This window comes from Anaerobacillus alkaliphilus (assembly GCF_004116265.1).
Lineage (GTDB): Bacteria > Bacillota > Bacilli > Bacillales > Anaerobacillaceae > Anaerobacillus > Anaerobacillus alkaliphilus.
The window spans coordinates 19326-42992 of sequence record NZ_QOUX01000050.1 but is presented as its reverse complement, the minus strand read 5'-3'; the positions used below and the strand labels follow the sequence as shown (position 1 = coordinate 42992).

Annotated in this window: 24 protein-coding genes; 23 read left to right on the top strand and 1 reads right to left on the bottom strand. The window is 37.0% G+C overall.

Annotated features, from left to right (window positions below; all coding sequences use genetic code 11):
• Positions 1–4: 4 nt before the first annotated feature.
• A complete protein-coding gene (locus DS745_RS24065; protein WP_129080789.1) occupies positions 5–559 on the bottom strand; it encodes a tyrosine-type recombinase/integrase in 555 nt (184 codons plus the stop codon).
• 283 nt (positions 560–842) lie between these two features.
• Between DS745_RS24065 and DS745_RS24060 the strand changes: the two genes are divergently transcribed.
• The 23 genes from DS745_RS24060 to DS745_RS23950 all read left to right on the top strand — a co-directional run bounded on the left by DS745_RS24060 (position 843) and on the right by DS745_RS23950 (position 23534).
• Complete coding sequence (locus DS745_RS24060) at positions 843–1535, top strand: DUF1538 domain-containing protein (RefSeq protein ID WP_129080788.1); 693 nt, start codon at positions 843–845, stop codon at positions 1533–1535.
• A complete protein-coding gene (locus tag DS745_RS24055; protein WP_129080787.1) occupies positions 1532–2284 on the top strand; it encodes a DUF1538 domain-containing protein in 753 nt (250 codons plus the stop codon). The genes DS745_RS24060 and DS745_RS24055 overlap by 4 nt, the downstream gene beginning before the upstream one ends.
• Positions 2259–2987, top strand: coding sequence for a P-II family nitrogen regulator (locus DS745_RS24050; protein ID WP_129080786.1), 729 nt, complete (start codon positions 2259–2261; stop codon positions 2985–2987). Before DS745_RS24055 ends, DS745_RS24050 begins: the two co-directional genes overlap by 26 nt.
• A 285-nt stretch (positions 2988–3272) precedes the next feature.
• A complete protein-coding gene (locus tag DS745_RS24045) occupies positions 3273–4790 on the top strand; it encodes a potassium/proton antiporter (protein WP_129080785.1) in 1518 nt (505 codons plus the stop codon).
• A gap of 162 nt (positions 4791–4952) precedes the next feature.
• Positions 4953–5402 (top strand): small multi-drug export protein, encoded by a 450-nt coding sequence (locus tag DS745_RS24040; protein WP_129080784.1) that lies wholly within the window; start codon positions 4953–4955, stop codon positions 5400–5402.
• A 97-nt stretch (positions 5403–5499) separates the two neighbouring features.
• Positions 5500–6789: a LysM peptidoglycan-binding domain-containing protein gene (locus DS745_RS24035; RefSeq protein WP_129080783.1), complete on the top strand. Its 1290-nt coding sequence runs from the start codon at positions 5500–5502 to the stop codon at positions 6787–6789.
• 494 nt (positions 6790–7283) lie between these two features.
• Positions 7284–7487 carry a hypothetical protein gene (locus tag DS745_RS24030; protein WP_129080782.1) on the top strand — a complete coding sequence of 68 codons (204 nt, stop codon included), beginning with the start codon at positions 7284–7286 and terminating at the stop codon, positions 7485–7487.
• Positions 7488–7562: 75 nt separating this feature from the next.
• Positions 7563–8093, top strand: coding sequence for a hypothetical protein (locus DS745_RS24025; protein ID WP_129080781.1), 531 nt, complete (start codon positions 7563–7565; stop codon positions 8091–8093).
• A gap of 241 nt (positions 8094–8334) precedes the next feature.
• On the top strand, positions 8335–8901 hold the full coding sequence (locus DS745_RS24020) for a hypothetical protein (protein ID WP_129080780.1): 567 nt from the start codon (positions 8335–8337) through the stop codon (positions 8899–8901).
• Between the two features lie 340 nt (positions 8902–9241).
• Positions 9242–10705 carry an HD domain-containing phosphohydrolase gene (locus DS745_RS24015; protein ID WP_421721851.1) on the top strand — a complete coding sequence of 488 codons (1464 nt, stop codon included), beginning with the start codon at positions 9242–9244 and terminating at the stop codon, positions 10703–10705.
• A 15-nt stretch (positions 10706–10720) separates the two neighbouring features.
• Entirely contained in the window at positions 10721–11521 is an 801-nt protein-coding gene (locus tag DS745_RS24010) for a GNAT family N-acetyltransferase (RefSeq protein ID WP_241657928.1), read from the top strand.
• Positions 11522–11530: 9 nt separating this feature from the next.
• Positions 11531–12034 carry a GNAT family N-acetyltransferase gene (locus DS745_RS24005; protein WP_129080778.1) on the top strand — a complete coding sequence of 168 codons (504 nt, stop codon included), beginning with the start codon at positions 11531–11533 and terminating at the stop codon, positions 12032–12034.
• 81 nt (positions 12035–12115) lie between these two features.
• The gene (locus DS745_RS24000; RefSeq protein ID WP_129080777.1) at positions 12116–12367 is read left to right on the top strand and encodes a hypothetical protein; all 252 of its coding nucleotides are present in this window, start codon (positions 12116–12118) and stop codon (positions 12365–12367) included.
• 230 nt (positions 12368–12597) lie between these two features.
• On the top strand, positions 12598–12939 hold the full coding sequence (locus tag DS745_RS23995) for a hypothetical protein (protein ID WP_129080776.1): 342 nt from the start codon (positions 12598–12600) through the stop codon (positions 12937–12939).
• A gap of 97 nt (positions 12940–13036) precedes the next feature.
• Positions 13037–13468, top strand: coding sequence for a PaaI family thioesterase (locus DS745_RS23990; protein WP_129080775.1), 432 nt, complete (start codon positions 13037–13039; stop codon positions 13466–13468).
• Between the two features lie 102 nt (positions 13469–13570).
• Positions 13571–14383, top strand: coding sequence for a GDSL-type esterase/lipase family protein (locus tag DS745_RS23985; protein ID WP_129080774.1), 813 nt, complete (start codon positions 13571–13573; stop codon positions 14381–14383).
• Complete coding sequence (locus DS745_RS23980; RefSeq protein ID WP_129080773.1) at positions 14376–15287, top strand: ABC transporter ATP-binding protein; 912 nt, start codon at positions 14376–14378, stop codon at positions 15285–15287. The genes DS745_RS23985 and DS745_RS23980 overlap by 8 nt, the downstream gene beginning before the upstream one ends.
• Positions 15280–16263: an ABC transporter permease gene (locus DS745_RS23975; RefSeq protein ID WP_129080772.1), complete on the top strand. Its 984-nt coding sequence runs from the start codon at positions 15280–15282 to the stop codon at positions 16261–16263. Before DS745_RS23980 ends, DS745_RS23975 begins: the two co-directional genes overlap by 8 nt.
• Positions 16264–16442: 179 nt before the next feature.
• Positions 16443–17057 (top strand): hypothetical protein, encoded by a 615-nt coding sequence (locus DS745_RS23970; RefSeq protein WP_129080771.1) that lies wholly within the window; start codon positions 16443–16445, stop codon positions 17055–17057.
• A gap of 162 nt (positions 17058–17219) precedes the next feature.
• Entirely contained in the window at positions 17220–18569 is a 1350-nt protein-coding gene (locus tag DS745_RS23965; RefSeq protein WP_129080770.1) for a LysM peptidoglycan-binding domain-containing protein, read from the top strand.
• Positions 18570–18745: 176 nt separating this feature from the next.
• On the top strand, positions 18746–20104 hold the full coding sequence (locus tag DS745_RS23960) for a Na+/H+ antiporter NhaC family protein (protein WP_129080769.1): 1359 nt from the start codon (positions 18746–18748) through the stop codon (positions 20102–20104).
• Positions 20105–20277: 173 nt separating this feature from the next.
• A complete protein-coding gene (locus DS745_RS23955) occupies positions 20278–21237 on the top strand; it encodes a DUF4097 family beta strand repeat-containing protein (RefSeq protein WP_161568380.1) in 960 nt (319 codons plus the stop codon).
• A 74-nt stretch (positions 21238–21311) separates the two neighbouring features.
• Entirely contained in the window at positions 21312–23534 is a 2223-nt protein-coding gene (locus tag DS745_RS23950; protein ID WP_129080767.1) for a DEAD/DEAH box helicase, read from the top strand.
• Positions 23535–23667: the final 133 nt, after the last annotated feature.

Here is a 23667-nt window from a genome sequence, read left to right as displayed (position 1 = left end):
CATTTTATAAATTTACATCTATTCGTGCGTGCATGTCTTTTTGCTCGATACCAATGTACCTTAGTGTTTCGCCTCTAGAAGAATGGTGAAAGATTTTTTGCAATAGGGAAACCGCAACTCCACCGCGGTATGCATGATAGCCAAAGGTTTTCCTCAAGGTATGAGTACCAATCTTAGACTCAATTCCGACTTCTTTTGCTACAGAGTTAATAATTCGATAAGCTTGCTGGCGAGTAATCGGATGTTCACCTTTTTTTGATCGAAACAGGTAATCTTCTGAAGTGAGAGAAGGGACTGTAGCTAGATACACTTGAAGGGCATTTATTACTTGTTTATTTAGATAAGAATAATTCACCTCATTCTCTAGAATGAGAAACTCAGTAAAATTGCCAGTTGTGTCAATGATCTGCTCTTTTTTGATCTTTAAGATGTCACTAATCTTTAAGCCAGTATTAATACCCAAAGTGAATAGAAGGAAATCTCTTTTTGATCGTTTAAATAGTATATCTTTAATTTCATTTATTTTCTCGCGACTTTTAATAGCTTCAACAAATTCCATTTTTGGAAACCACCTACTCTTCATGTTACATAGTAATATTATAACACAGTTATAAGTAACGTAATTTTTGAATAGATATACTAACAATACTATCTTTCGGAAAATTCAATAAAATGAATGAATTTCATATTTCCCTTAATGGAGCCATATCAAACTAGTATCGTAAAGGCGATTGTAATAAATTATGAAATTCATTGAAATATAATAGTTTAATTAAGGCCAATGCAGGAAAATAAACTAGTAGATATAGACCCCTAGATAATGAGATAGGAGAGAACTAATTATGCATGATCTCAAGGACACCATTAAAGAGGTGGTTTTTGCAGTAATTCCACTCACCGTAGTTGTCATTATTCTTCAATTCACGATTATCTGGTTACCATTAGAGATGTTTTTGCAGTTTTTAGTTGGTGTGGTTTTTGTCAGTGTAGGGCTCATTTTATTTCTATTAGGGGTTCAAATTGGTCTTCTTCCTGTTGGGGAGATGATTGGATCTGCGTTACCTAAGACCAACAAATTATCGTTGATTTTATTCTTCGGTTTTCTCCTAGGATTTGTAGTGACTGTTGCGGAACCGGACGTAAGAGTTTTAGCTACGCAAATTGATCTTGTTTCAAACGGTGAAATCTCTAGTAACATTCTTATCTATTCTGTAGCCTTAGGGGTTGGTATATTTGTAGCCCTTGCTCTAATAAGAATTATTTTTAATATAAAAATTACACATTTATTAATGGTAGGCTATGGCATAGCGTTCTTACTAGCAGCTTTTACACCAGCCAACTTTATCCCGATTTCGTTTGATTCAGGTGGTGTGACCACTGGCCCGATGACAGTACCTTTTATTCTAGCATTAGGTGTAGGTGTGGCTTCCGTACTGAAGGGAAAAGCTACTTCTAGTGACAGCTTTGGTTTAGTTGCCCTTGCTTCTATTGGTCCGATCCTAGCAGTTTTGATTTTAGGGGTGATATACGGATGAACATACATATCTTTAAAGGCTTTGGTCATGTTTTGTTAGAGGTAACCTTTGCGTTAATCCCCTTAGTACTATTTTTCTTGATATTTCAGGTGTTCTTTTTAAAGCTCGATCGAAAAAAACTAGTGAATATAGCAAAAGGTATAGTATTATCATTTCTAGGATTAGCTTTCTTTCTACAAGGTGTCCATGTTGGATTTTTCCCCGTAGGTGAGCTAATCGGTGAAAAGCTAGGAAGTCTATCGGACCGTTGGGTGTTAATTCCTATTGGGTTTGTATTTGGGTTTGTTGCGACCTTTGCAGAACCTGCGGTAAGAATTTTAAATCATGAGGTAGAAAAGGTTTCTGGTGGTTATATTTCGCAAAAAGTAATGTTATACACGTTATCAATTGGAGTAGCGGTTTCGATTGCCCTATCCATGTTACGGATAATAGTAGGGATCCCCTTATGGTACTTTATCATTCCAGGGTATTTGATTGCCCTTACCTTAATGTATTTTTCATCCAATCGGTTTACAGCGATTGCCTTTGATTCAGGGGGAGTTGCTACAGGACCGATGACAGTGACATTTGTTCTTGCTATTGCTGTTGGTGTAGCTTCAGTGATTGATGGGCGTGATCCCCTATTAGACGGATTTGGTATGATCGCTTTGGTGGCTTTATCCCCAATTATTTCTGTTCTTACATTAGGGTTACTATTTGAAGGAAAGGGGCGAGAGAAACAGAATGAAAAGCGTAAACAAGGGGCATAAGCTCATTATTACAATAGTTAAAAAAGGACAAGCGAAAAAAATTGTTAAAGCTTCTAAACAAGCCGGAGCAGAAGGTGGAACAGTCATTTTTGGACGTGGAACAGGCGTTCATGAAAATAAATCATTTTTAGGAATTCCTATCGTCCCAGAAAAAGAGCTTATCTTAACTTTAACAACTTCGGATATTAGTGATAGAGTTATTTCGGCAATTGAAGACGAGGGAAGACTATGTACCCCTGGAAGTGGGCTTGCGATTGTCATCGGAACTAAGGCGATTACAGGTATAGCTCATTTACTTGGAATAAGCACGCACTCAACTCAATATCTGGAGGGGAAAACTGCGGTGGAAAAACAAGCTGTACTTTATGACCTGATCGTAACAATTGTAAACAAAGGTGACTCTGACGACGTTGTGGATGCGTCAAAGAAAGCTGGTGCGGAAGGTGGTACGATTATTTCAGGGCGAGGAACTGGTATCCATGAACAAGCAAAATTGTTTAATATTCTAATTGAACCTGAAAAAGATATTGTCTTAACACTTGTTGATCGAGAAAAAACAAAGCAAGTATTAGAACAAATTGAAGAAGATGTAGAGTTGAATAAACCTGGAAAAGGTATTGCCTTTGTCCTAGAAGTAGAAAGAACAATCGGGATTAACCATATATTAAATAAAATGATCAACGACAAATTTGATCAATCTTAAATCCTCTTAATCGAGGATTTTTATTTTGTGATATTAGTTTCCAATGTCCAAGTCAAATGTTCCGATTAGGTACATAATAGGAACATTTCAACAACTAGATTTAAAAATCAATAATTGCTTTTTATAAATATAACGAATGAAGAAATATTTTCTAAGTTTTTAAGCAATTCATTTTTAATGATACAAAAACTAATGCTATAATAAGGTTATGTAACGTAACGGGCATTCAAGTAAAAACTATTCATAGATTATCTGATTCCAAGATTATATAGAGGGGGAGGGAATTTGAATGGGGTAATTTTTAATGCAGACTATTTTGTTCTCCTTGGAGCACTTTTGTTAATAGTAGGTGTAATAACGACAAAGTTTTCGAGCCGTTTAGGCGTACCTGCTCTAGTACTATTTATCGTCGTTGGGATGGTTGTAGGTAGTGACGGTCTTGGAATTATTTATTTTGATAATGCTAGATATGCGCAACTGATCGGGATTATTGCTTTAGTAATTATTCTTTTTGAAGGTGGATTACAAACCAAATGGTCAACGGTGAAATCAGTGGCGATCCCTTCATTATCATTAGCTACCCTTGGAGTTGTACTCACTACGACGGTAGTGGCAGTAGCTGCTAAGTTGGTTCTTGATGTTTCTTGGCTAGAGGGATTTTTATTTGGTGCAATTGTTGGCTCCACTGATGCTGCAGCCGTATTTGCAGTATTAAAGGGACAAAATATTAGAGAAAGGCTAGGAGCAACCTTAGAAGCTGAGTCAGGAACTAATGATCCAATGGCTGTGTTTTTAACGTTATCAATTATTCAATTACTTCTTTCTGATCAACCAAATTATTTCCTCATGGCAGGGTCGTTTTTTTGGCAAATGGGAATTGGTTTAATTATGGGCTTAGCTGTTGGGAAACTCGCTGCAGCAGCCATCAATCGAATTAACTTGGATTCTAGTGGATTGTATCCTGTATTTGCTCTGGCGTTTGCCTTGCTCACATATAGTATTACTGCTCTCGTTGGTGCTAGTGGACTACTAGCCGTGTACGTTGCTGCACTTATTATTGGAAATTCTGAAGATTTGACTTACCGGCAATCAATCTTTCGCTTCAACGAAGGTTTTGCCTGGATGATGCAAATCTTAATGTTTATGATTTTAGGATTGTTAGTTTTCCCAGCTCAATTTACATTAAGTATTATGCTTAAAGGGTTGTTGCTGTCAATTATACTCATTTTAGTAGCAAGGCCATTGGCAGTGTTTCTGTCAGTTATTGGCTTGAAGTATAATTTTAAAGAGAAGGTTTTTCTGTCTTGGGCTGGTCTAAGAGGAGCTGTACCGATTGTACTGGCTACTTTTCCGATGTTAGCAGGAATACCAAACAGTCAGCTGTTTTTTAATGTTGTGTTCTTCGTTGTATTAACTTCAGCGTTAATCCAAGGTTCAACGATTTCGCATGTTGCCCGTTGGCTAGGTTTAACGATGGCAAAGAAAGTGCAGTCATCACACTCCTTAGAATTAGTATCAATCGGAAAAAGCAATGCTGAGATCATTGAATTTGTTATTGATGATGATAGTATGATAAATGGCATGAGGCTTGAGAATATCAGCTTTCCAAATAAAGTGTTAGTGAATGCAATTATTCGTGACAATCAACTCATTACGCCAACTGGAAAAACCGAGATAAAAGCAAATGATCTTCTATATGTACTAACAGCGCGCGAAAGTAAAAAGCAACTGAAAGAACTTATGGAAGAGAAAAAAGAAACCGTTGAGGATGAAAACGTCAAAGAAACGGTTGGTATATCTTAGTACCTAATTCTGTTACAACAAATCAAGTAAAGCACACTAACATCAAACTAGTGTGCTTTCGTATTTTTGGTAAAATATGTATTTATTTACTACTGACGTGCATATCAACGATTTAAGAGTCATTTGATAGAATAAACAGTACGTCATCTAGAGGGGGACCTTATGGAATTTTTATTATCACTATGGGAATACATAGTTATTTTTATTTTGGCAGCGATTCCGTGGATTGAAATTCTAATTATTATTCCTATAGGTATTCTAAATGGATTAAATCCGCTTTTAGTAGGATTTTTATCATTTTTAGGTAACTTATCGACAGTGTATTTGCTTATTCTTTTCTTTGAAAAATTTCAACAATGGCGTGCCAAAAAGAAACCGAAAAAGGAAAAGAAGCGAGCAAAACGTGCCGTGGAAATATGGAATAAATATGGATTACCTGGGCTATCGCTAGCAGGACCGTTTATTACTGGTGCACATCTTGCTGTTGTCATCGCCATATCATTAGGCGCAAAAAAGCAGGCTACGCTACTTTGGACGACAATTAGTCTTGCGTTATGGACAATCGCCATTACAGTAACCTCTTACTATGGGGTAGATTTATTTAAAAATTAAAGCATCATTTGAGATGTATTTTTTTATTTACTAGGTACCTATCCTCCGTGTTTTTCATACCTTAAAAGAGGTTATTATGAAACTAGGAGGAAGTACGATGCAAATTCACGTTATGCAAGTAGGAGATAGCCTTTGGCAAATAGCGAGAGCCTATAACACTACTGTTCAAGAGATAGTCCAGGCAAACCAAATACCTGAACCTGAACGATTAGCGGTAGGCCAAGCGATTGTCATACCAATAGTAGGAAGATTTTATTGGGTTCAACCAGGGGATTCTTTATGGTCAATAAGTCAGCGATTGGGTATCAACTACTTAACCTTGGCTCAAGTAAATCAAATTGATCCAAGTACACCTTTGATGCCGGGGATGAGACTTTATTTGACTCCTCGTCCGAAGACACCCGCAGAAACAAATGCTTATATCGAGCCGCGGGGAACAACCGTAAGTCCTGAGTTGCTAGCTGATGCTAGGCAAGCAGGCCCATACCTAACTTATCTAGCTCCTTTTAGCTATGAAGTACGAAGAGACGGAACACTGGATCCGCAACCGTTGCAAGGAATCCCAGAAGTAGCAAGAGAAACAGGAGCATCACTGATGATGGTTGTTACAAATTTAGAAGAAGGTCAATTCAGTGGGGAACTTGGCAGAGACATTTTACAAAGTGACGCTGTTCAAGATTTACTTTTAGATAACATCATTGCTGAAGCGAGAAGAGTTGGTCGCTTTACGGATGTTCATTTCGATTTTGAATTTTTACCAGGTGATATGCGAGAGCCATATAATAATTTTTTACGAAAAGCCGCGGCAAGATTACGTGCAGAAGGACTACTTATATCTAGTGCATTAGCTCCAAAAACAAGGAGGGACCAACCTGGCCAATGGTATGAGGCTCATGATTACCGGGCACATGGTGAAATCGTCGACTTTGTTGTATTAATGACATATGAATGGGGGTACTCTGGTGGACCTCCAATGGCAGTGTCTCCTATAGGTCCAGTTGAGGAAGTTATTCAATATGCGTTATCCGAAATGCCGGCGTCAAAAATTATGATGGGTCAGAACCTCTATGGATATGATTGGACACTTCCATTTGTACCAGGGGGAGAGTACGCTAGAGCGGTTAGTCCGCAACAAGCAATTGAACTTGCGAAACAGTACAATGTACCAATCCAATATGACTATGAAGCGCAAGCCCCGCATTTTGATTATGTCGATGAACAAGGTAGAAGCCACAAAGTATGGTTCGAGGATGCTAGATCAATTCAGGCAAAATTTGATTTAGTTAAGAGGTTGGGCTTGCGAGGAATTAGCTATTGGAAACTTGGCTTGCCGTTTCCGCAAAATTGGTTGTTAATTAATGAAAACTTCAATGTAGTTAAGAGGTAAAGATAAGGTCGGGTTATACTCGAAACGGGTTCCGTTTCCTATTGCAAACAAAGAAAATGTAGAGTGATTTGCCTATCAAATTGTTCATTAATTTGGTAGGCGTTTTTTATTGATATAAATCAATTTTTACTAATTTATTAGTGGTTTTTGTATTTTGATTTGTAAATGAATTTGGGTATATATGCTCCGCAGATACATGCACAAATGAGGGGACAAATCTATGGACAGTTTTACTCAAATGTGGTTTTCCATTTGTCGATTCCAATAACAAACTTAAATCATGAATAAAAAACTCCAAGAAAAATGGTATTTTATGTTAAAATAACATAGAGGTTAATACTAAGATTGTGAAATAATTTACTTAAAGTAACGAAGCAGAATTCAACAAGATTTTAAATCTGAAACCATATATTGTATACTTTCGTAAATAAATATTAGAAAAATTAGAATTTTGTTTTGACGGGTATTGAAACTACAAAAAGGAGATTAGATTAATGAGAAAAAAGTTAGTCGGGATTGGCATTAGTTCTTTTGGATTGGGTGTAATAGTAAGTTCAATTGTTTATCCTCTCGGTTTTATGAACTCTCAATCCGTTTTTTATGGAATGCTGGTAATCGGAGCGGTTTTACTTCTAACTGGAAAACTTATTGGTAAAACGCAGAAAGAAACTGAGATTATTAGTACCAAAATACAATAGCGTTACCATTATTAAAGTAACGGAGTGCGTTAGTTGAATTTCAAGGACTGTATGTATTTAATGGGAGGAATTAAGTTGAGATTTTTACATCTAATTTTAGCGGTAATACTATTTTCAGTTATATTAGGCTGTGAAAGTGAACTAATAATGACTGATGAAGACGTTATTAGTTACATTCGAGAGTATGTAGAAGAGGATAGAAACAAAAAACTATATCAAGTTACTAACAACGGAGAATATTACTATGCTATCTCTTATAACGCAGAAAATGAAACAGTGATAGTTTCTGCTTTTTCTTTTAAAGACAATTTAGAATTTATTTATTCAGGAGCTTTGGGAAGCGAAGTGGACGAAGCCATTGCTCTTTCAACAAGTGGCATAAATGTTGAAAATGACCATAAGTTATTTTTTGGTAAGGTAAATAATGATAAAATACATGAAATATTTTTCGACCGTAAAAAGGCTGATATTGTTAAGGTGAACGAATATCGTATTTGGCTTTCACCAATAGATAACTACATCATGATGGATATTGTTGCTTATGATAAAGAGGGAGAGGTTATTTTTAAAGATAGACCTGTATATAGAGAATTGCAGGATTTATAATCGAAATGGAAACGGTAGTTTTCATTACTTCTTTTCACTAACGGGTGGCTTTACTAAAACAGCAACATTGATACTTCCTTCGTAATTATAGAGGCGGTTTCGTTCAATAAATGAAACCTTGAGGTTATTCTGTTAACAGAGACAGTAAATCTACCCGAAGAATAAACACTAGAGTCTATTCCAGTGAATGCGGGAAGCTTTATGGTATGACTAAACCGGTCTATCTTATAATGGAGGAGCTATGAAAAAACGAATTCTACTACTTTTCTTTGTAATAATGACTTCAACCTCGGTTAGTGCCACTACCTGGGTTGATCTAAAACCTCAAAAGGTTCTTGAACAAGCAGAAGTTATTGTTCTTGGCACCTACAACTTTTCTAGCGAGGCCAAGAATGGTCGTGTATTCAACGGCTTTGAATTTGACGTTAGAGAAATTATTCTGGGAGATTATGTTGAGCCCCTAATCGCAGGTATAGATGTCCACGATGTTAGTTGGGCAGCCGAATTCCAAGAGGAAGGTGGCGAATTTCTCTTATTTCTTGAAAGGAATGAGAGTGCCAATTTCTTAGTACCAGTCGGAGGAATTAACGGTGTCCTAAAATTTTTAGAAGGTGAAATAATTCATCCAGACAAAAAGAAAAAAGCCTATTTCGATAAATATCTAAGGGCGCAACCTCAATCCGAAAGCATCGGAGTGGTTGACAGCGGTTATCAGTGGGAAGTCAAATCATTAATAAGCATAGTTATCTTTTTCTTGTTAGTAATTTCACTTTTAACATTCTATACTAAAAAACGAAGAAGTTTGTAGCAAATGCTACAAACCTTTTTAAGGATATTAGAAGGAAATAGTACTTATTGTACTAAGCATTCGTTAGTTCAATAAATAAAAATAAAAATAATATGTTAAAATGGCTTAGTTCAATGTGAACTGAGCCATTTTACATTTCTTAAATAGTCGTAAATTACGGTACAAATATAGGTGCAATTCAATCTACATTTTAAACTGTAAATTATGATTTTGCGATAGGTAACAGAACCCGTTATTATACTCGACCTCTCTTTTTAAAATCTAACTGACTATTAGGTATGCAAGCATTCATTTTTTTGCTATTCTGATAGTTATTAACCAGTTTGAAAGGTGGAGAATGGTGGAGCTTTTTCATCAATTTCAGAAGCAGATACTCTTCAATTACATAATTGGATCTATTATTGCAATCTTTGGGGTCGGTAGTGTGTTTATTTTTCATACATTAAATCTCACGACAAATGAAGTATTGTATTTACTAATGGTCATGATTTTTTCTGGAACCGTGATGGTCGGTTTGGAAATACGTTCGTATAAGACACATATCCAACCATTAAAACGCTACTTTTATACTGAAGCACCTACAGATCAACAAGTAAATGAGGCATTTTTAACGGCGCATCGTTTTCCTCTGTTAACGCTACAAAGAATTCTTGGTCCACATTTGTTAGGGTTATCAATACCTGCATCAATTGTAACGTTTGGTTTGATTTATCATAATTTTATTTCATTACCGTATTATTATATTTTTTATGCTTGGTGTGGGGCGATCCTTATCGCTGTCATGCATGGCCTAATTGAATTTTATTTAACTACATCTGCTGTTAAAGCAGTCATACAATCTATTTCAAATCGAGCAAGAGTGCCTTTATCGATAGAGGGTAAGTTCTTTCTGAGTATACAACAAAAGTTACTAATGAGCTCTCTACTTATTGCTGTTTTTCCTGTGTGTTTATTCCTACTAGCAGCACAAATTCGAACGACTGATGGTGGTACAAGCACTTATTGGAGTTGGGCATCAGTAATTGTGGGAGTGATCTTATTCTTATCTATTTATGGGACACTACTTCTCTATAAAAGTATTGAACAACCTATTAATGAACTTCGAGAAAATCTCCTTAAGGTTAAACAAGGTCAGTTAGAAACTATGGATAATTATTATTCAGATGAATTTTCTAACCTAGTAAGTGGCTTTAATCTAATGGTTTCCGGAATTAAAGAACGGGATAAAGAAAACGAGCAGTTACTAGAAAGCTTTTTTACCGTTTTTGCGGCTACTCTTGATGCAAGGGATTCGTATACAGCTGGTCATACCAATCGAGTTGCTGATTATTCAGTGGAAATCGCGAGGAAAGCAAATTTCTCTATTGAACAGATTGACTTGTTAAGAAAAGCAGCGTTACTTCATGACATCGGAAAAATTGGAGTCAGAGATGAAGTCTTACTCAAGGATGGCAAGCTAACAGATGAGGAGTTCGACCAAATAAAATTACACCCGACAATTGGAGCCAATATTTTGGAGCAGGTGGGTTTACCGAAGCACTTATTAGCAATTGTTCCCGGAGTTAAATATCACCATGAACGTTATGACGGAAACGGATACCCAGAAGGATTAAAAGGGGAAGAAATCCCACTATTGGGTAGATTAATCGCTGTCGCTGATGCATTTGATGCAATGACATCTGATCGGCCGTATCGGAAAGGTATGCCTATAGCTAAGGCTCTACAAATACTTGAAGAAGGAAAAGGAACGCAATGGGATCCGTACTTTGCTAGTATACTGATTGAACTACAAAAAGAAATGTAAGAGGGGGCGCAGTGTATGACGAAAATGAATGATTTAGAACCAAAAGTATTAGAACTAGACATTGCCTATTTAAGTACGTTTACCAATAAAATAATAACGGACTGGGGCTATATATTCTACAATGAAGATCAACCAATGTACTACGATGCAAATCATGCCCATATTTATGATGTTCCAGCTAATCCAACCGCTGTTATAGAAGAAGTACTGCAATTTTTTCAAACAAAGAACATTCCGCCACGATTTTATCTCTATAATCTTAAAAATCAAGAACAATTACTGGAGACACTTAAGGATTATCAATTCAAAATTGAGGAATTCATTAGTCCGGTTCAAATTTGGGATCAAAAGGTAAGGACAAGAAATTCCGAAAGTCAAATAACTTTTGAACGTGTTACCGAGACAACTCTTACGGAAGCTTTAGACATTGAATGTAGCATTAAAGAATTTGGTGGTAGGGAAGTTCGAGAAAAGGCATATATTGAGGAATTTCATCATCCCCTATTTTCCCATTATCTTCTTAGAAAAGATGGGATTGCTTGTGCCACTGCTTGCTTAGTTGAACATAACCATCAAGGCCGCTTAGAAAGCGTTGCGACACTAGAAGAGTTTCGAGGCCAGGGGCTGATTGGTGAGCTCATCTATTTTATACAGAGAGAAGCGAAAGAAAGAAACTTAAAGAACTTATGGATATTTCCGATAAATGAAACAATTGAAAAAGTATATGTAAAGTATGGCTTTGAAACCTTAGGAAAATTTACACATGGTCACGCTTATTTATCAGGAAAAAGTATAACTGAAATACGGGAAGGTTGAAGAAGTAAAATGAATGTCATGGAAACAAAGCGGTTACATATTCGTGAGTTTACAAGAGGTGATTTACCTTTCCTTCACGCTATATTTTCTGATCAAGAAACAATGCAATATTATCCAGCCCCATTCACTATCGAAAAGACACAAGAATGGATTGCTAGAAACCAAGAAAGATACACTCGCGATGGTCATGGTCTTTGGGCTATTTGTTTAAAAGATACCAATGAATTAATTGGGGACTGTGGTCTTGTTAAACAGGTCGTAGAAGGTCGTTCTGAAATTGAGATTGGATATCATGTTCACAAAAATCACTGGTCACATGGATATGCAACTGAAGCTGCCATCGCCTGTAAAGAGTTTGGCTTTACCCACTTAAAGTTTAAAAGATTAATCAGCATTATCGACCCAAGTAATGAAGCATCAATTCGTGTTGCTAAGAAAGTTGGCTTATGTAAAGAAAAGGAAGCTGTTATCTTTAATAAACTTCATATGATTTATTCAGTTAGTCAAATCTAAGTCAGTTGAAAAGGGAAAAAATGTATACTCCTAGTAATTTCTGGAATACTACAAATAGATAACCAGTGAAGGAGTATAGGAATGAAAATTGATGTAGGTACCGAATACAAAATTACAGAAAGTGTTAGACGAAATTTTAACTCGGCTGAAGCCCTAACCGTCATCCGACAAACAAATAACACCATTCAATTTACACTTAACGGCAAAAATGGTTATGGAGCCATGCCATTGCAACATATGCAGTATTTATTAAAGAAAAACTATATTACTCAAAGTAGCGGTACGAAACGACAGTTTTTAAGTAGAGAAAATAAAGAAGAACAAATTGTTTAATGAGCCAAGCGTTTGCTTGGTTTTTTTGATATAAAAAACAGTGTAGCAGAAAGCCAGCAACTGATAATATGAATATAGCGAAGAAAAGGTTTAAGGGATTAAATTAGAAAGTTTAAAAAGTTCAAAAATTGGAATAATTAGATACTCCCAGAATGAATGTGTTTGTGATAAAATTATCAACATAAAATAAAAATAAAATTAAAAAATAGTTCAGTTCTGGAGGGAGAAAAATGAGTAAAGATCTTAAACCATTTTTTGAAGAAAAGATTGTAGAAGCGAAGACCCAGTTTGAACGAACGATTGATTGTAAGCATACAGAATTTGATACTCTATACCCTTACATGAGTGAGCAACCGCAATTCTTCTGGTATAAGCGCTATGTAGCGTGGCAGGAGTTGCTTACAACTATCAAGCTTGCTAATGAACTTGAAATTACTTGGGAATCCCTTTTCACAGAAAAACAAGCAGCCTATATTGCTGAAAAGGTATTAGATGCGAAAGTCCTTGATGATTGGTATGAAGAAAGTGAACTAGCTGATACCGAAGAAACATCTTCACTAAATGAGCACTAAGTAAATCTTAGTGCTTTTCTTATATTAATTCCTAGTTTTTCCAACCCGTCTTATGGTATAAATGTAGTTATTACTACATAGAAAAGGGCGGGGAAAGATGGACAAGGATAAATTACGACGTCAATTTGAACATGCGTTAGAAAATCATCAAGAAGGTACAGGCCAATTATTTTTGTACTCATTTCTAAATTTTGAGTTTGAGTATGATGAAGATCAGCAAGTGGTTAGAATTACAGCGCCTATCTCGGAGGTAATGTACAACCCTATTGGCTTTATTCACGGGGGGATGATTACGTATCTTGCTGATACTGCTATGGGTCATCTTTGCGCCGCATTTGCGGATCGACCAGGTGTGTCATTAGAATTAAAAACACAATTTATGAGATCGGCGAAAGCAGGTACACTTCATGCTGAAGCTTACTTTATAAAAAAAGGGAAGCAAGTACAATTTGTAGAATGTACGATTAAAGACGATAAAAATGAGTTAATGGCAAAGATAACGGGTACGTTCTTTTCTATTGGTGAATAGATCGCGAAACCACACAAACGTGTGGTTTTTTTGCTTTTTGTTCACGCTCTGTTCATATAAACTTGCTATAATAGGAAAAAATAGGAGGAGGGGACGAACCTAGTGAAAATTAGATGGGTACAATTCATTGGGATTTTTGCAAGTTTATTATGCATCCTATGGATCGTAGGGTTAGGAATGACATTTGCACAGTATTTTACTAAAGGAGTATCAGAAGTGACCAAACCGATAGAAGTGATCGAAACAACTGCAGAAGAAGCAATCGAAACAACCAAAATAGGCTACCATATTGTAGCCTTGGGAGACTCTTTGACTACAGGTGCAGGAGATTTAGAAGGCAAAGGGTATGTAGGGAACATTGTTGACCAACTTGCCGAACTAACAACCGAGGAGATTATCTTGCATAACTTTGCGGTTAATGGTCTAACGTCAGATGGTCTCTTAAAAGTACTTAAACAACGTGAAGTACAAGAAGAACTTGCAGTGGCTGATATTATTTTCATGACGATTGGTGGCAATGACCTTTTTCAAGGTGGACAAACTCTTTTGCAACTTAATTTAGAGGAAATTGAACTTATTAAAGAACAATATTTGGGTAATCTAACTGGCATTCTCACTGAAATTAGAAACGTAAATACAGAAGCCCCGATTTATTTTAGTGGTTTGTACCATCCTTTTGCGCACCTACCAAATGTAGAGATTACCACGAGTGTTATTTTAAATTGGAATTATCTTACTGCGTTAGAGTTAGCTAAGATTAACCGGACCGTGTTTGTACCAATGTTTGATATTTTTCAATTCCAATTAGACACGTATTTGTCAGAAGACCGTTTTCATCCTAGTTCATTAGGTTATCAGCAGATGGCAAATCGAATTGCGGGTTTACTTTCATTAGGTGGTGACGACCTTGAATAATACTACTCTTGCTGTAAAAGGTTTACGAAAGGTTATTAATGGTAAAGAGATTATTAAAGGAATAGATTTTGATCTCAGACAAGGTGAAGTTTTTGGTTTTCTAGGACCGAATGGTTCTGGGAAAACAACCACGATTCGGATGATTGTTGGTCTTATTAAACCCTCTGCTGGTAAAATTGAAATTTGTGGTTATGATATTCAAAAAGATTTTACAAAAGCGATGGACAATCTAGGATGTATTGTAGAAAATCCTGAACTATATCCATATTTAACAGGTTGGGAAAATCTGAAACTATTTTCAGGAATGATGAAAGGAATTAAGAAAACGAGAGTACAAGAGGTTGTCGATCTTGTTGGATTAACTAGTAGAATTCATGATAAAGTTCGGACTTACTCGCTCGGGATGAAGCAACGTTTAGGAATTGCCCAAGCATTGCTTGGAAAACCCAAACTATTAATTCTAGATGAACCAACAAATGGGCTGGATCCTTCTGGTATTAGAGAAATGCGAGAATTGATCAAATTTCTAGCTGTTGAAGAGGGGTTAAGTGTTTTTGTTTCTAGTCATCTATTAAGCGAAATACAATTAATGTGTGATCGAGTAGCCATTATCTCAAGGGGAACGGTCCTACAAGTGAATGAGGTTCGTGCTTTATTATCAGAGCAACAACAATTACAGTGGCGAGTTGATCAAATTGAGGAAGCTATACGAATATTTACTGAGCTAGAAATAGGAACAGAGATTGTCAATGACACCATTTTAACCTCTTATAACGAAGAGGAAGTTGGGAAGTGGAATAAAAAACTGGTGGAGCAAGGTGTTACGGTAAAGGAAATGACCAGAAAAGTACCTCATTTAGAAGAGTTGTTTCTACAAGTAACAGGGGGTGAGTCAATTGATTAAACTGGTTCAAAACGAACTGCTGAAGCTCGTGAGTAAAAAGAAATTGATTGTTATTACCCTTATTATTATTGCGTTAATCTCGATGTTTACCTATGCTCAACTAAAACAAGCGGAGCGAACCATGGAGCGATACAATACGTCAGATTGGCGGACGACCATTGAATTACAAATTGCCGATACGAAAGATCGCTTGAATAGCAACCGCGTAACATCTGAAGAACGGCGCCAGCAGTTAGAAGTTCGCATTCAACAACAACAATACTACTTAGATCATGATATTAATCCGCTCGAACCCGGTGCACCTAGTTTTATGAGAGGTTTCTTAGAAAGTGCCGTTCATATGTTGCTACCGTTATTGATTATGATAATCGCAGCTGACCTTGTATCGTCTGAACACAGTTTGGGAACGGTAAAATTATTACTAACAAGACCTGTAAAACGCTGGAAAATATTACTTAGCAAATACATTACACTAGTTCTTGCAGTTTCGTTGGTACTATTTATATTTGGCTTTTTCTCATTTTTCATTTCTGGCTTTGTCTTTGGCTACAGTGGCTGGAGTGCTCCGGTCATTATGGGGTTTCAAGCAAGTGATGGAATTTTACATACAGCCAATGTAATCTTAGTCTCGCAATGGCAGTATTTACTAATGGCATTTGGATTAGCGTGGTTTGTGACGTTAGTTGTCGGAACACTTTCGTTTATGCTCTCTGTTATTATTAGGAGCACTGCTGCAGGAATGGGTATTATGTTAGCTTTACTAATTTCTGGAACGATCTTAAGTGGTATGGTTAGTGATTGGGAAACTGCCAAATATCTCTTCATGGTCAATATGAATTTGACCCAATACCTAACAGGATTAACACCACCGATAGAAGGAATGTCATTATTATTCTCTTTTACTGTTTTGTTGGTATGGGGGATAGCAGCTATTTTCATCTCCTTTACAACGTTTATACGAAGAGATGTATTTTAGACAAAAAAAGCACAAACTTCATGAGAGTGGACTTTGTGCTCTTTTTTTACACATTAGTAAAATCAGAATGAATTTCCTTTAAGTTTTGGAATACATATGGATATAAACAATTTCGAACTATCAGAATATTTGTAGTATAATGAAATCACGAAAACTAAACCAATAAAGGTGGGATCAGCATGTCTGAGTTAACGAATGTCCAAAAAAAACCTTTCGTCAAACACCCAGACGGGATGTTCCTTTTTCAAATTGGCAAAACGGATTGGAAATTAGATGTGAAGAGAGTTGGTAAAAAACGATCTTTACTCGACCGGATGATTGGCTTTAATCCGAACGAGCCGATTAAACGCACTAGTTATTTTGATATTGTCGCAGAAGAAGAAAATTATTACCACTGTGTCATTGGATTCCGAGATAAGGTTTCTGGTGAATTTACGTATACGAGAATACGTAAAGGAAGCGACTGTATCATAAATGAAGGCATAATGCTCGTATCACCTGCAGCCTTTCTTGAAGGTAGTAACCCTAGTGAAGAAGAAAGCTTTATCCTAGCAGTAGTTGAGGAAAGTGCCCTACATCAAGGTTCTCAACTACTTTCAGAAGATTTAGTGCCAAGAGGTGAATTGAAAAATAGGTACAAAATATCATTATCAAGGAATCGGCAACTAATTGTTAATGGCTATCATTATGCTTTTATAGCTTCTGGCTTTGTACTACTTCATTTGTTTGATGGTTATGAAGAGTTTCTAGACAGTAGTGATGGGATTGATCTTGATCTTGGGGGAATATTTTAAGATAGGATACTCATGTGGTTTGTGTCACATGAGTTTTTTATTTTGGCTCTATTCGTAAACATTGCTCCTGCGGTTACTCGTCGCACAAAAAACAACAGCCTTTAATTTTTTATGCCAGTTTTTAAGAATGTTGGGGATATTAACTGAGAAGGAGGGAAGAGAATGGAAGCATTTTCTCATTATCGGTTAAACCCAACAGAGGATGGTTATGAAGTTGTTTTGTACCTTAGTGAACAGGATACAGAATTTGCTGCAGAGTTAGGTACTAAGGAAAAAGAGCAAATACAGACGATTGAAGAAGAAGCTGTTAGTTACACTAAGAAATATTTACCAAATTTAAAAGTGAAAGCAATCAAAATTGTAGCTGGGACGCTGCTTATTACGTCGTTAGGATTTATTAATTTAACACCTAAAGCAGAAGCCTCTACAGCCCCTACGCAACAAAATGTTACAAGAACCTATATCGTAGTTTCTGGGGATACACTGTCACAGATTGCCGTGCGTTTTGGAACAACAGTACAAGCAATCCGGACTAGCAATAATCTTACGTCCGATGTAATTCGTGTTGGACAAACTCTAGTGATACCAAATGGAACAGCTACTGGGCCAACAACCAATTATGTTGTCGTCTCTGGAGATAGCTTATTTCTTATTTCCCAACGTTTTGGTACAACAGTGGATGCGATAAGAAAAGCAAACAACCTCACGTCTGACTTTTTACGAGTAGGACAAACGTTAACAATTCCAAGTGGGACAACGTCTACACTGCAAACAACGACCCATACCGTTGTTTCAGGAGATAGTTTATTTTTACTTGCACAACGTTTCGGTACAACTGTCGATGCAATAAAAAATCGAAATAATTTGTCATCTGATACACTACGCCTAGGGCAAACGTTGGTCATTCCGACGAATGGAGCTCAAACATCGACAACACAAACGACAACTACGCCAACCACTACATATACCGTAGTTTCTGGGGATACATTGTCACATATTGCTGCTAGGAATGGTACAACAGCAGATGCGATTCGTCGCGCCAATAACCTAACCTCTGACTTTTTAAGGATTGGACAAGTATTGATAGTTCCAATAAGTGGCGAAGTCCGTACAGCTCCAACACCACAGGTACAAACAAATATAAATCAAGCAGAGTTGGACCTATTAGCTAAAATTATCTTTGCTGAGGCTAGAGGAGAGTCATTGGAAGGGCAAATTGCTGTTGCGGCGGTCATCCTAAACCGAGTAAAGCATAACCAGTTCCCAAATACAGTAAGAGAGGTTATTTACGAACGAAGTCATGGCCATTTTCAGTTTACTCCTGCTGGGAATGGCGAATTGGATCGAGCCAATCCAAGCGCTGTCAACTACGAGGCTGCTCGCCGAGCCTTAGCAGGGGAAGATCCAACGAGAGGATCACTTTACTTTTATAATCCTAGTAAAACCAATGATCAATGGGTACGCTCACGAACAGTCTCGACTATTATTGGAAACCATGTGTTTGCATTCTAGGTTATACTTTCAGGAAGTGTCATGTATCCGTTTTAAAGATTGAGCAATAACGGGAACGAACATTAGGTGATCATTATATGAAAAACAAAACAAAACAAAACTAAACTTTTTCTTTGCTGCTACTCCTCTCAAGAGATAAAATGAGTAAGTGATTATATTTCTTGGAGGAGTATCAGTTGAAAGACGCTATTTTGACATTTCTGTTTATCGTGGTGAGCTTAGCGGTAGCAGCAATTTATAAAATTCCGCTTGTGATCGGTTTTGCGGTGGCCTTATTGTTGGTGATATTACTAGTTTTAAAGAAAGGTTTTACATTGAAAGATGTGGCTTTTGCTAGCTTAGATGGATTTAAGCGAATTAAGCCTGTTATTTATATTTTAGGGCTTATTTCATTATTAATCCCAGCATGGATTATGAGCGGGACTGTACCTACAATGATTTACTACATTGTACAATGGATTGAACCAACTTGGATTTTGTTGTTTGCTTTTTTAATAGCTTCCGTTACATCATTTGTGTTAGGTACAGCTATTGGGACTCTTGGTTCACTTGGAATTATTATTATTGGGGTTGCGATAACTGTGCAAGTGCCTATCGCTTTGGTCGCGGGTGCACTTGTTTCAGGAGCATTTGTTGGAGACCGCTGCTCGCCTTTATCATCCGCATTTCACTTGGCTGCAAACTCTGTTGATGGAGACCCAAAGAAAATGTTCTGGAGGATGCTTCCTACTACTTTATTCATGTTGTTATTTTCAGCATTATTCTATTTTATCCTTGGCTTTTTTGTTAAGCCTACGAATGTCATTGAAAATTTAGCTGTTACGAACTTGTTAGAGGATTATTTTCATATTTCGCTAGTTACTTTACTGCCGATCATCGTTTTATTTGGAAGCATCCTTTTAAAAGTACGGACGATTTATGCCCTAGGATTTGGAGTCTTAACAGGGATTGCATTAGCGCTCTTTTTTCAAAGTCAAGGAATTATGGAAGTAATGCAAAATCTTGGGTATGGGTATCACCATGAAAATCAAGGACTTGAGGAAGTACTCCGGGGTGGCGGAATACTGACAATGGGCCAACTGTTTCTATTTATTACACTGGCTAGTATGATGAATGGAATATTAGACAAAGCAAAGTTGTTTGAAGTTTTCATGAAAAAAATGTTTGAGAAAGCTTACTCGCTTACAAGCTACACAGCAAGAACGGTTGTGATTGGAATTCTTTTTGCGATTGTAGGGTGTAACCAAGCGTTTCCTGTGATGTTGACAGGGCGTTCTCTTAAGAAAACGTGGGTAGAAGCAGGCTACAACCAAGAGGACCTCGGTCGGGTAGTATGTGACTCCGCTCTTGTTACCTCGGGCTTAGTTCCATGGAACATGGTAGCGATTTTGTCAGCTGCTGCGATTGGTGTTGCTACCTTAGATTATGTTATGTTTGCAGCGTTTTTATGGCTTGGTCCAATTATTACAATCATTGTTAGTTACTTTTCTGATCAGAAAGTTGTTACTCATGAAAAAAAAGTCGAGCCAGCATAAGCTGTTCTCGATTTTTTTTATACTTAATTTACCTATTATATGGTATTATCCCCATATATAGGAGTCCGGACTAAGACTCAAGGCTTAGAAAAGATATATCTCAGGTTGATTATGGAAACGAAGAAAAAGCTCTAAACTGTAATTATACAATATGAATAAAGGAGAGGTACAAATTGAACAAAGGAGCATTATTAGGTCTAGCACTTATAGCGATTGGTGTATTAGCGTTAGTTTTTAATTCCACTCAACCAGTTTTTCATTTGTTTTCGAAAAATACTACGCCATTTGATGAGGGCCGTACGGTTTATGGTGATAATATCACTAGTATTGAAATCAATTCTTCATCCCCAAGTATTACAGTTGTTTCCGCTGATCGTGAAGATATTGATGTTAAATTTACAGGAGAGGTCAGTAGTCACGTCAAAAACTCTTTCATGTTAGATGTGGAAACAAGTAAAGATACACTAAAAATAAATATAAAAAGACCAAACAGAACATCGTGGTTTAACTTTGGAATAAACATTATGAATGCCAAATTAATCGTCGAGGTTCCGGAAAAAATGTTTGAAAGCATAAGTATTCATTCCTCATCTGGAAAAGTACTAATCGAAGATATTCAAGCAGAACAAATGGACATCAATGCAAGTTCAGGCAGTATTGTAGTTTCGAATGTAACAGCGGAAAAAGAACTCCGTTTGGTTAGCTCTAGTGGTGCTATCAAAGCTTCCGACAGCCATGCAAGAGCAATTCATGCAAGAGCTAGTAGTGGGGCAATTACGTTGGTAAATCAGCATGCGGAGAAAACCAATGTCTCTACATCTTCAGGGAGTATTACAATGACTAACGTTGGAGGGGAGATATCCGCTAATGCGAGTTCTGGTTCTATTAATTTAGATAACGTTCAACTAGATGGTAATATTCATGCTTCTACATCAAGTGGTGGGGTGAACATTCGCTTGAAGGAAACACCATCGGCAACCGTAGATTATAAGGGTAGTTCTGGAAGAGGCAATATCACAATTCCTGGCTTCAGCTTTGAACAAAATTCAAATAACAACATTTATGGAAAAATAGGTTCTGGCGACTATGAAATTACTGTCAGAACATCATCTGGTGGATTTACCTTACAATAATATGCTATATTAATATAGTTCGCTCAATCGTTGCTAGATTGAGCGACTATTTTTTTCTAAAGGAAAGAGTGCTAATGGAATACGTAAAAGAATGGCAGCAAGCACTACAAATTGAAATAAATCACTTAAAAAAATACGGAAGTACAAAATATCGAGTAAAAAATGGTCAGCAAATTTCTGCTACTACCAAAAATTTCACGTACCGTATTGAAGTACTTTCAGAAATAGTAATCCCCGTTGGAGCAAATATCCGAATCCAATGGGGAAGTCAAGTATATACCGGAAAAATTTTATCATCAGAACAGCGAAGCTTATTTATCTCTTTAGAGAAGTCTTTAGGGGATCTTTTTGATGAAGCGATTTTATTGCATGACCCCTGGGAATTGTTAGAGGAACTTTGTTTGCGTTTGGATGAAAGTATGAAAAGTAAACGAAAACGTAATCGCATCCACCAGCTTATGGAACCGACTATATCACCGAAACATCCGATTGAAAAAAATAAGAGTAACTCGCATGAGTTGTTTTTTCGATCACAATACAATCCAGCGACATTTGTATGGGGACCACCTGGGACAGGAAAAACGTATACGTTAGCGAGAGTAGCGGCTAACAAATATTTTCAAGGAAAACGTGTCTTGATTTTATCTCAAAGTAATCAAGCCGTTGATGTATTGGTACAAGAAATCGTTCAGTTTCTAACCAAAAAGTCTCGTTTTACCGAAGGGGATGTACTTCGTTATGGGATAGGTTCAAAACAGCTTATGCTAGAGTCAATTACGACTATGAGCTTGCTAGAAAAGCGTGAACCAAAGCTTGCGAAGGAACAAGAAGTAATTAGGAAGCAAAAAAAGTTACTAAATGCGGATCTAACACAATCATTTAGTAGACGTGACAGCGAATCGCTACTTGCGATGGAAAGAAAATTAGCTTCTATTATAGAAAAGGTAAGACAAAAAGAATTAGGCTTTTTAAAAGAAGCGAAGATTATTGGAACTACCCTTGCAAAAGCAGCTACTGATGGTGCAATTTATGAAAAAGACTTTGATATTGTCATTATCGATGAAGCGAGTATGGCATATGTTCCACAGGTAGCTTTTGCATCAGCGCTCGGTAAACGGGTGATTGTTTCTGGGGATTTCAAACAGTTACCACCAATAGCAGCAGCAAGGCATTCGTTAGTTGATAAGTGGCTTAGGGAAGATATCTTTCACAGAGCTGGAGTAGTTGACGGGCGACAAACAGGAGTGTTACACCCTCATTTAATGTTATTAAATGAACAAAGACGAATGCATCCAGATGTTTCAGCATTTACAAATGAACATATTTATCGATCTAAGGTCTTTGATCATCCTAGTATGGAAAAGAAACGAAGGGAGTTAGCGGCATTACCTCCTTTTTCAACTATTGCGAATGTTTTAGTAGATACCAGTTACACTGGTCAATATTGTATACAAGAAAAAGCGTCTAAATCCCGATTAAACTTATGGCACCTGTTTCTCTCTTTCCAACTCGTTCACGAAGCTGCAGTTGGAGGGGCAAAGTCTATTGGCTATGTGACACCTTACCGAGCGCAGGCACAGTTAATGGAAGTACTTCTTAAAGAATTCTATGAAAATGAACTGCAGTTAGGTCAAATTCAAGCGGCTACAGTTCATCGCTTTCAAGGTAGTGAGCGGGACGTGATGATTTTTGATACAGTAGATGGGTATCCTCAAGAACGTGCGAGTATGCTTTTAACAGGAAAAGATAGTGAACGTCTGGTGAACGTTGCCATCACAAGAACAAAAGGAAAATTCATTCATGTTAGTAACCGAACGTTCGTGAAAAATACTATGTATCCTGGAAAAACAATTAGACAGTTAGTAGAGCACCAAGAGAAGAATAACAAGGTGATTACTCACCAACAAATCGGTGCTTGGATCAATCATCAGCAGCCCAAATTTCGGTGGGTGCATGCTCTGAAACTTGATCAAGTAATTCAAGACCTGAATAGAGCAAATAGCTCCGTATTCATCTCATTACCAGACAGAGCAGAGTTATCACCGGAATGGTTAGATGCAGTAGAAACACTTTCTCATAAGGTTTTGGTCACTTTTCATTCAAAACACCGTTTACCAATCAAACGGCGAGTTACCTATCTTACAGAAACACTGCCCTTCCCGTGTGTAATTATTGATCAAAAGCTTCTATGGCTTGGTCACCCTCTCCAAAAAAATCAACATGTTAACCCGCCTTATGTAGCAGTTAGACTCGATAGTAGAAATTTTGTAGAATTCTTGGTCGGCCAGATAGTTTAGTGAAACTATAGCGAGAAGTGTTACGTAGATATAAACAGATGAATTATGTATAGGAGATGGTTTTCATAGTTACTAAAAAGCTTTTGCCGCTAATACTAGTACTGATCATATCGTTATTGTTTATAGGTTGTAC

Bases quoted from the DNA above. Each gene is read 5' to 3' on its own strand.
- DS745_RS24005 (WP_129080778.1), top strand. From the start codon at position 11,531: ATGAATGTCATGGAAACAAAGCGGTTACATATTCGTGAGTTTACAAGA.
- DS745_RS24040 (WP_129080784.1), top strand. From the start codon at position 4,953: ATGGAATTTTTATTATCACTATGGGAATACATAGTTATTTTTATTTTG.
- DS745_RS24000 (WP_129080777.1), top strand. From the start codon at position 12,116: ATGAAAATTGATGTAGGTACCGAATACAAAATTACAGAAAGTGTTAGA.
- DS745_RS24030 (WP_129080782.1), top strand. From the start codon at position 7,284: ATGAGAAAAAAGTTAGTCGGGATTGGCATTAGTTCTTTTGGATTGGGT.
- DS745_RS23970 (WP_129080771.1), top strand. From the start codon at position 16,443: ATGTCTGAGTTAACGAATGTCCAAAAAAAACCTTTCGTCAAACACCCA.
- DS745_RS24035 (WP_129080783.1), top strand. From the start codon at position 5,500: ATGCAAATTCACGTTATGCAAGTAGGAGATAGCCTTTGGCAAATAGCG.
- DS745_RS24010 (WP_241657928.1), top strand. From the start codon at position 10,721: ATGACGAAAATGAATGATTTAGAACCAAAAGTATTAGAACTAGACATT.
- DS745_RS23950 (WP_129080767.1), top strand. From the start codon at position 21,312: ATGGAATACGTAAAAGAATGGCAGCAAGCACTACAAATTGAAATAAAT.
- DS745_RS23965 (WP_129080770.1), top strand. From the start codon at position 17,220: ATGGAAGCATTTTCTCATTATCGGTTAAACCCAACAGAGGATGGTTAT.
- DS745_RS23995 (WP_129080776.1), top strand. From the start codon at position 12,598: ATGAGTAAAGATCTTAAACCATTTTTTGAAGAAAAGATTGTAGAAGCG.
- DS745_RS24050 (WP_129080786.1), top strand. From the start codon at position 2,259: ATGAAAAGCGTAAACAAGGGGCATAAGCTCATTATTACAATAGTTAAA.
- DS745_RS24020 (WP_129080780.1), top strand. From the start codon at position 8,335: ATGAAAAAACGAATTCTACTACTTTTCTTTGTAATAATGACTTCAACC.
- DS745_RS23990 (WP_129080775.1), top strand. From the start codon at position 13,037: ATGGACAAGGATAAATTACGACGTCAATTTGAACATGCGTTAGAAAAT.
- DS745_RS24060 (WP_129080788.1), top strand. From the start codon at position 843: ATGCATGATCTCAAGGACACCATTAAAGAGGTGGTTTTTGCAGTAATT.
- DS745_RS24065 (WP_129080789.1), bottom strand. From the start codon at position 559: ATGGAATTTGTTGAAGCTATTAAAAGTCGCGAGAAAATAAATGAAATT.
- DS745_RS24055 (WP_129080787.1), top strand. From the start codon at position 1,532: ATGAACATACATATCTTTAAAGGCTTTGGTCATGTTTTGTTAGAGGTA.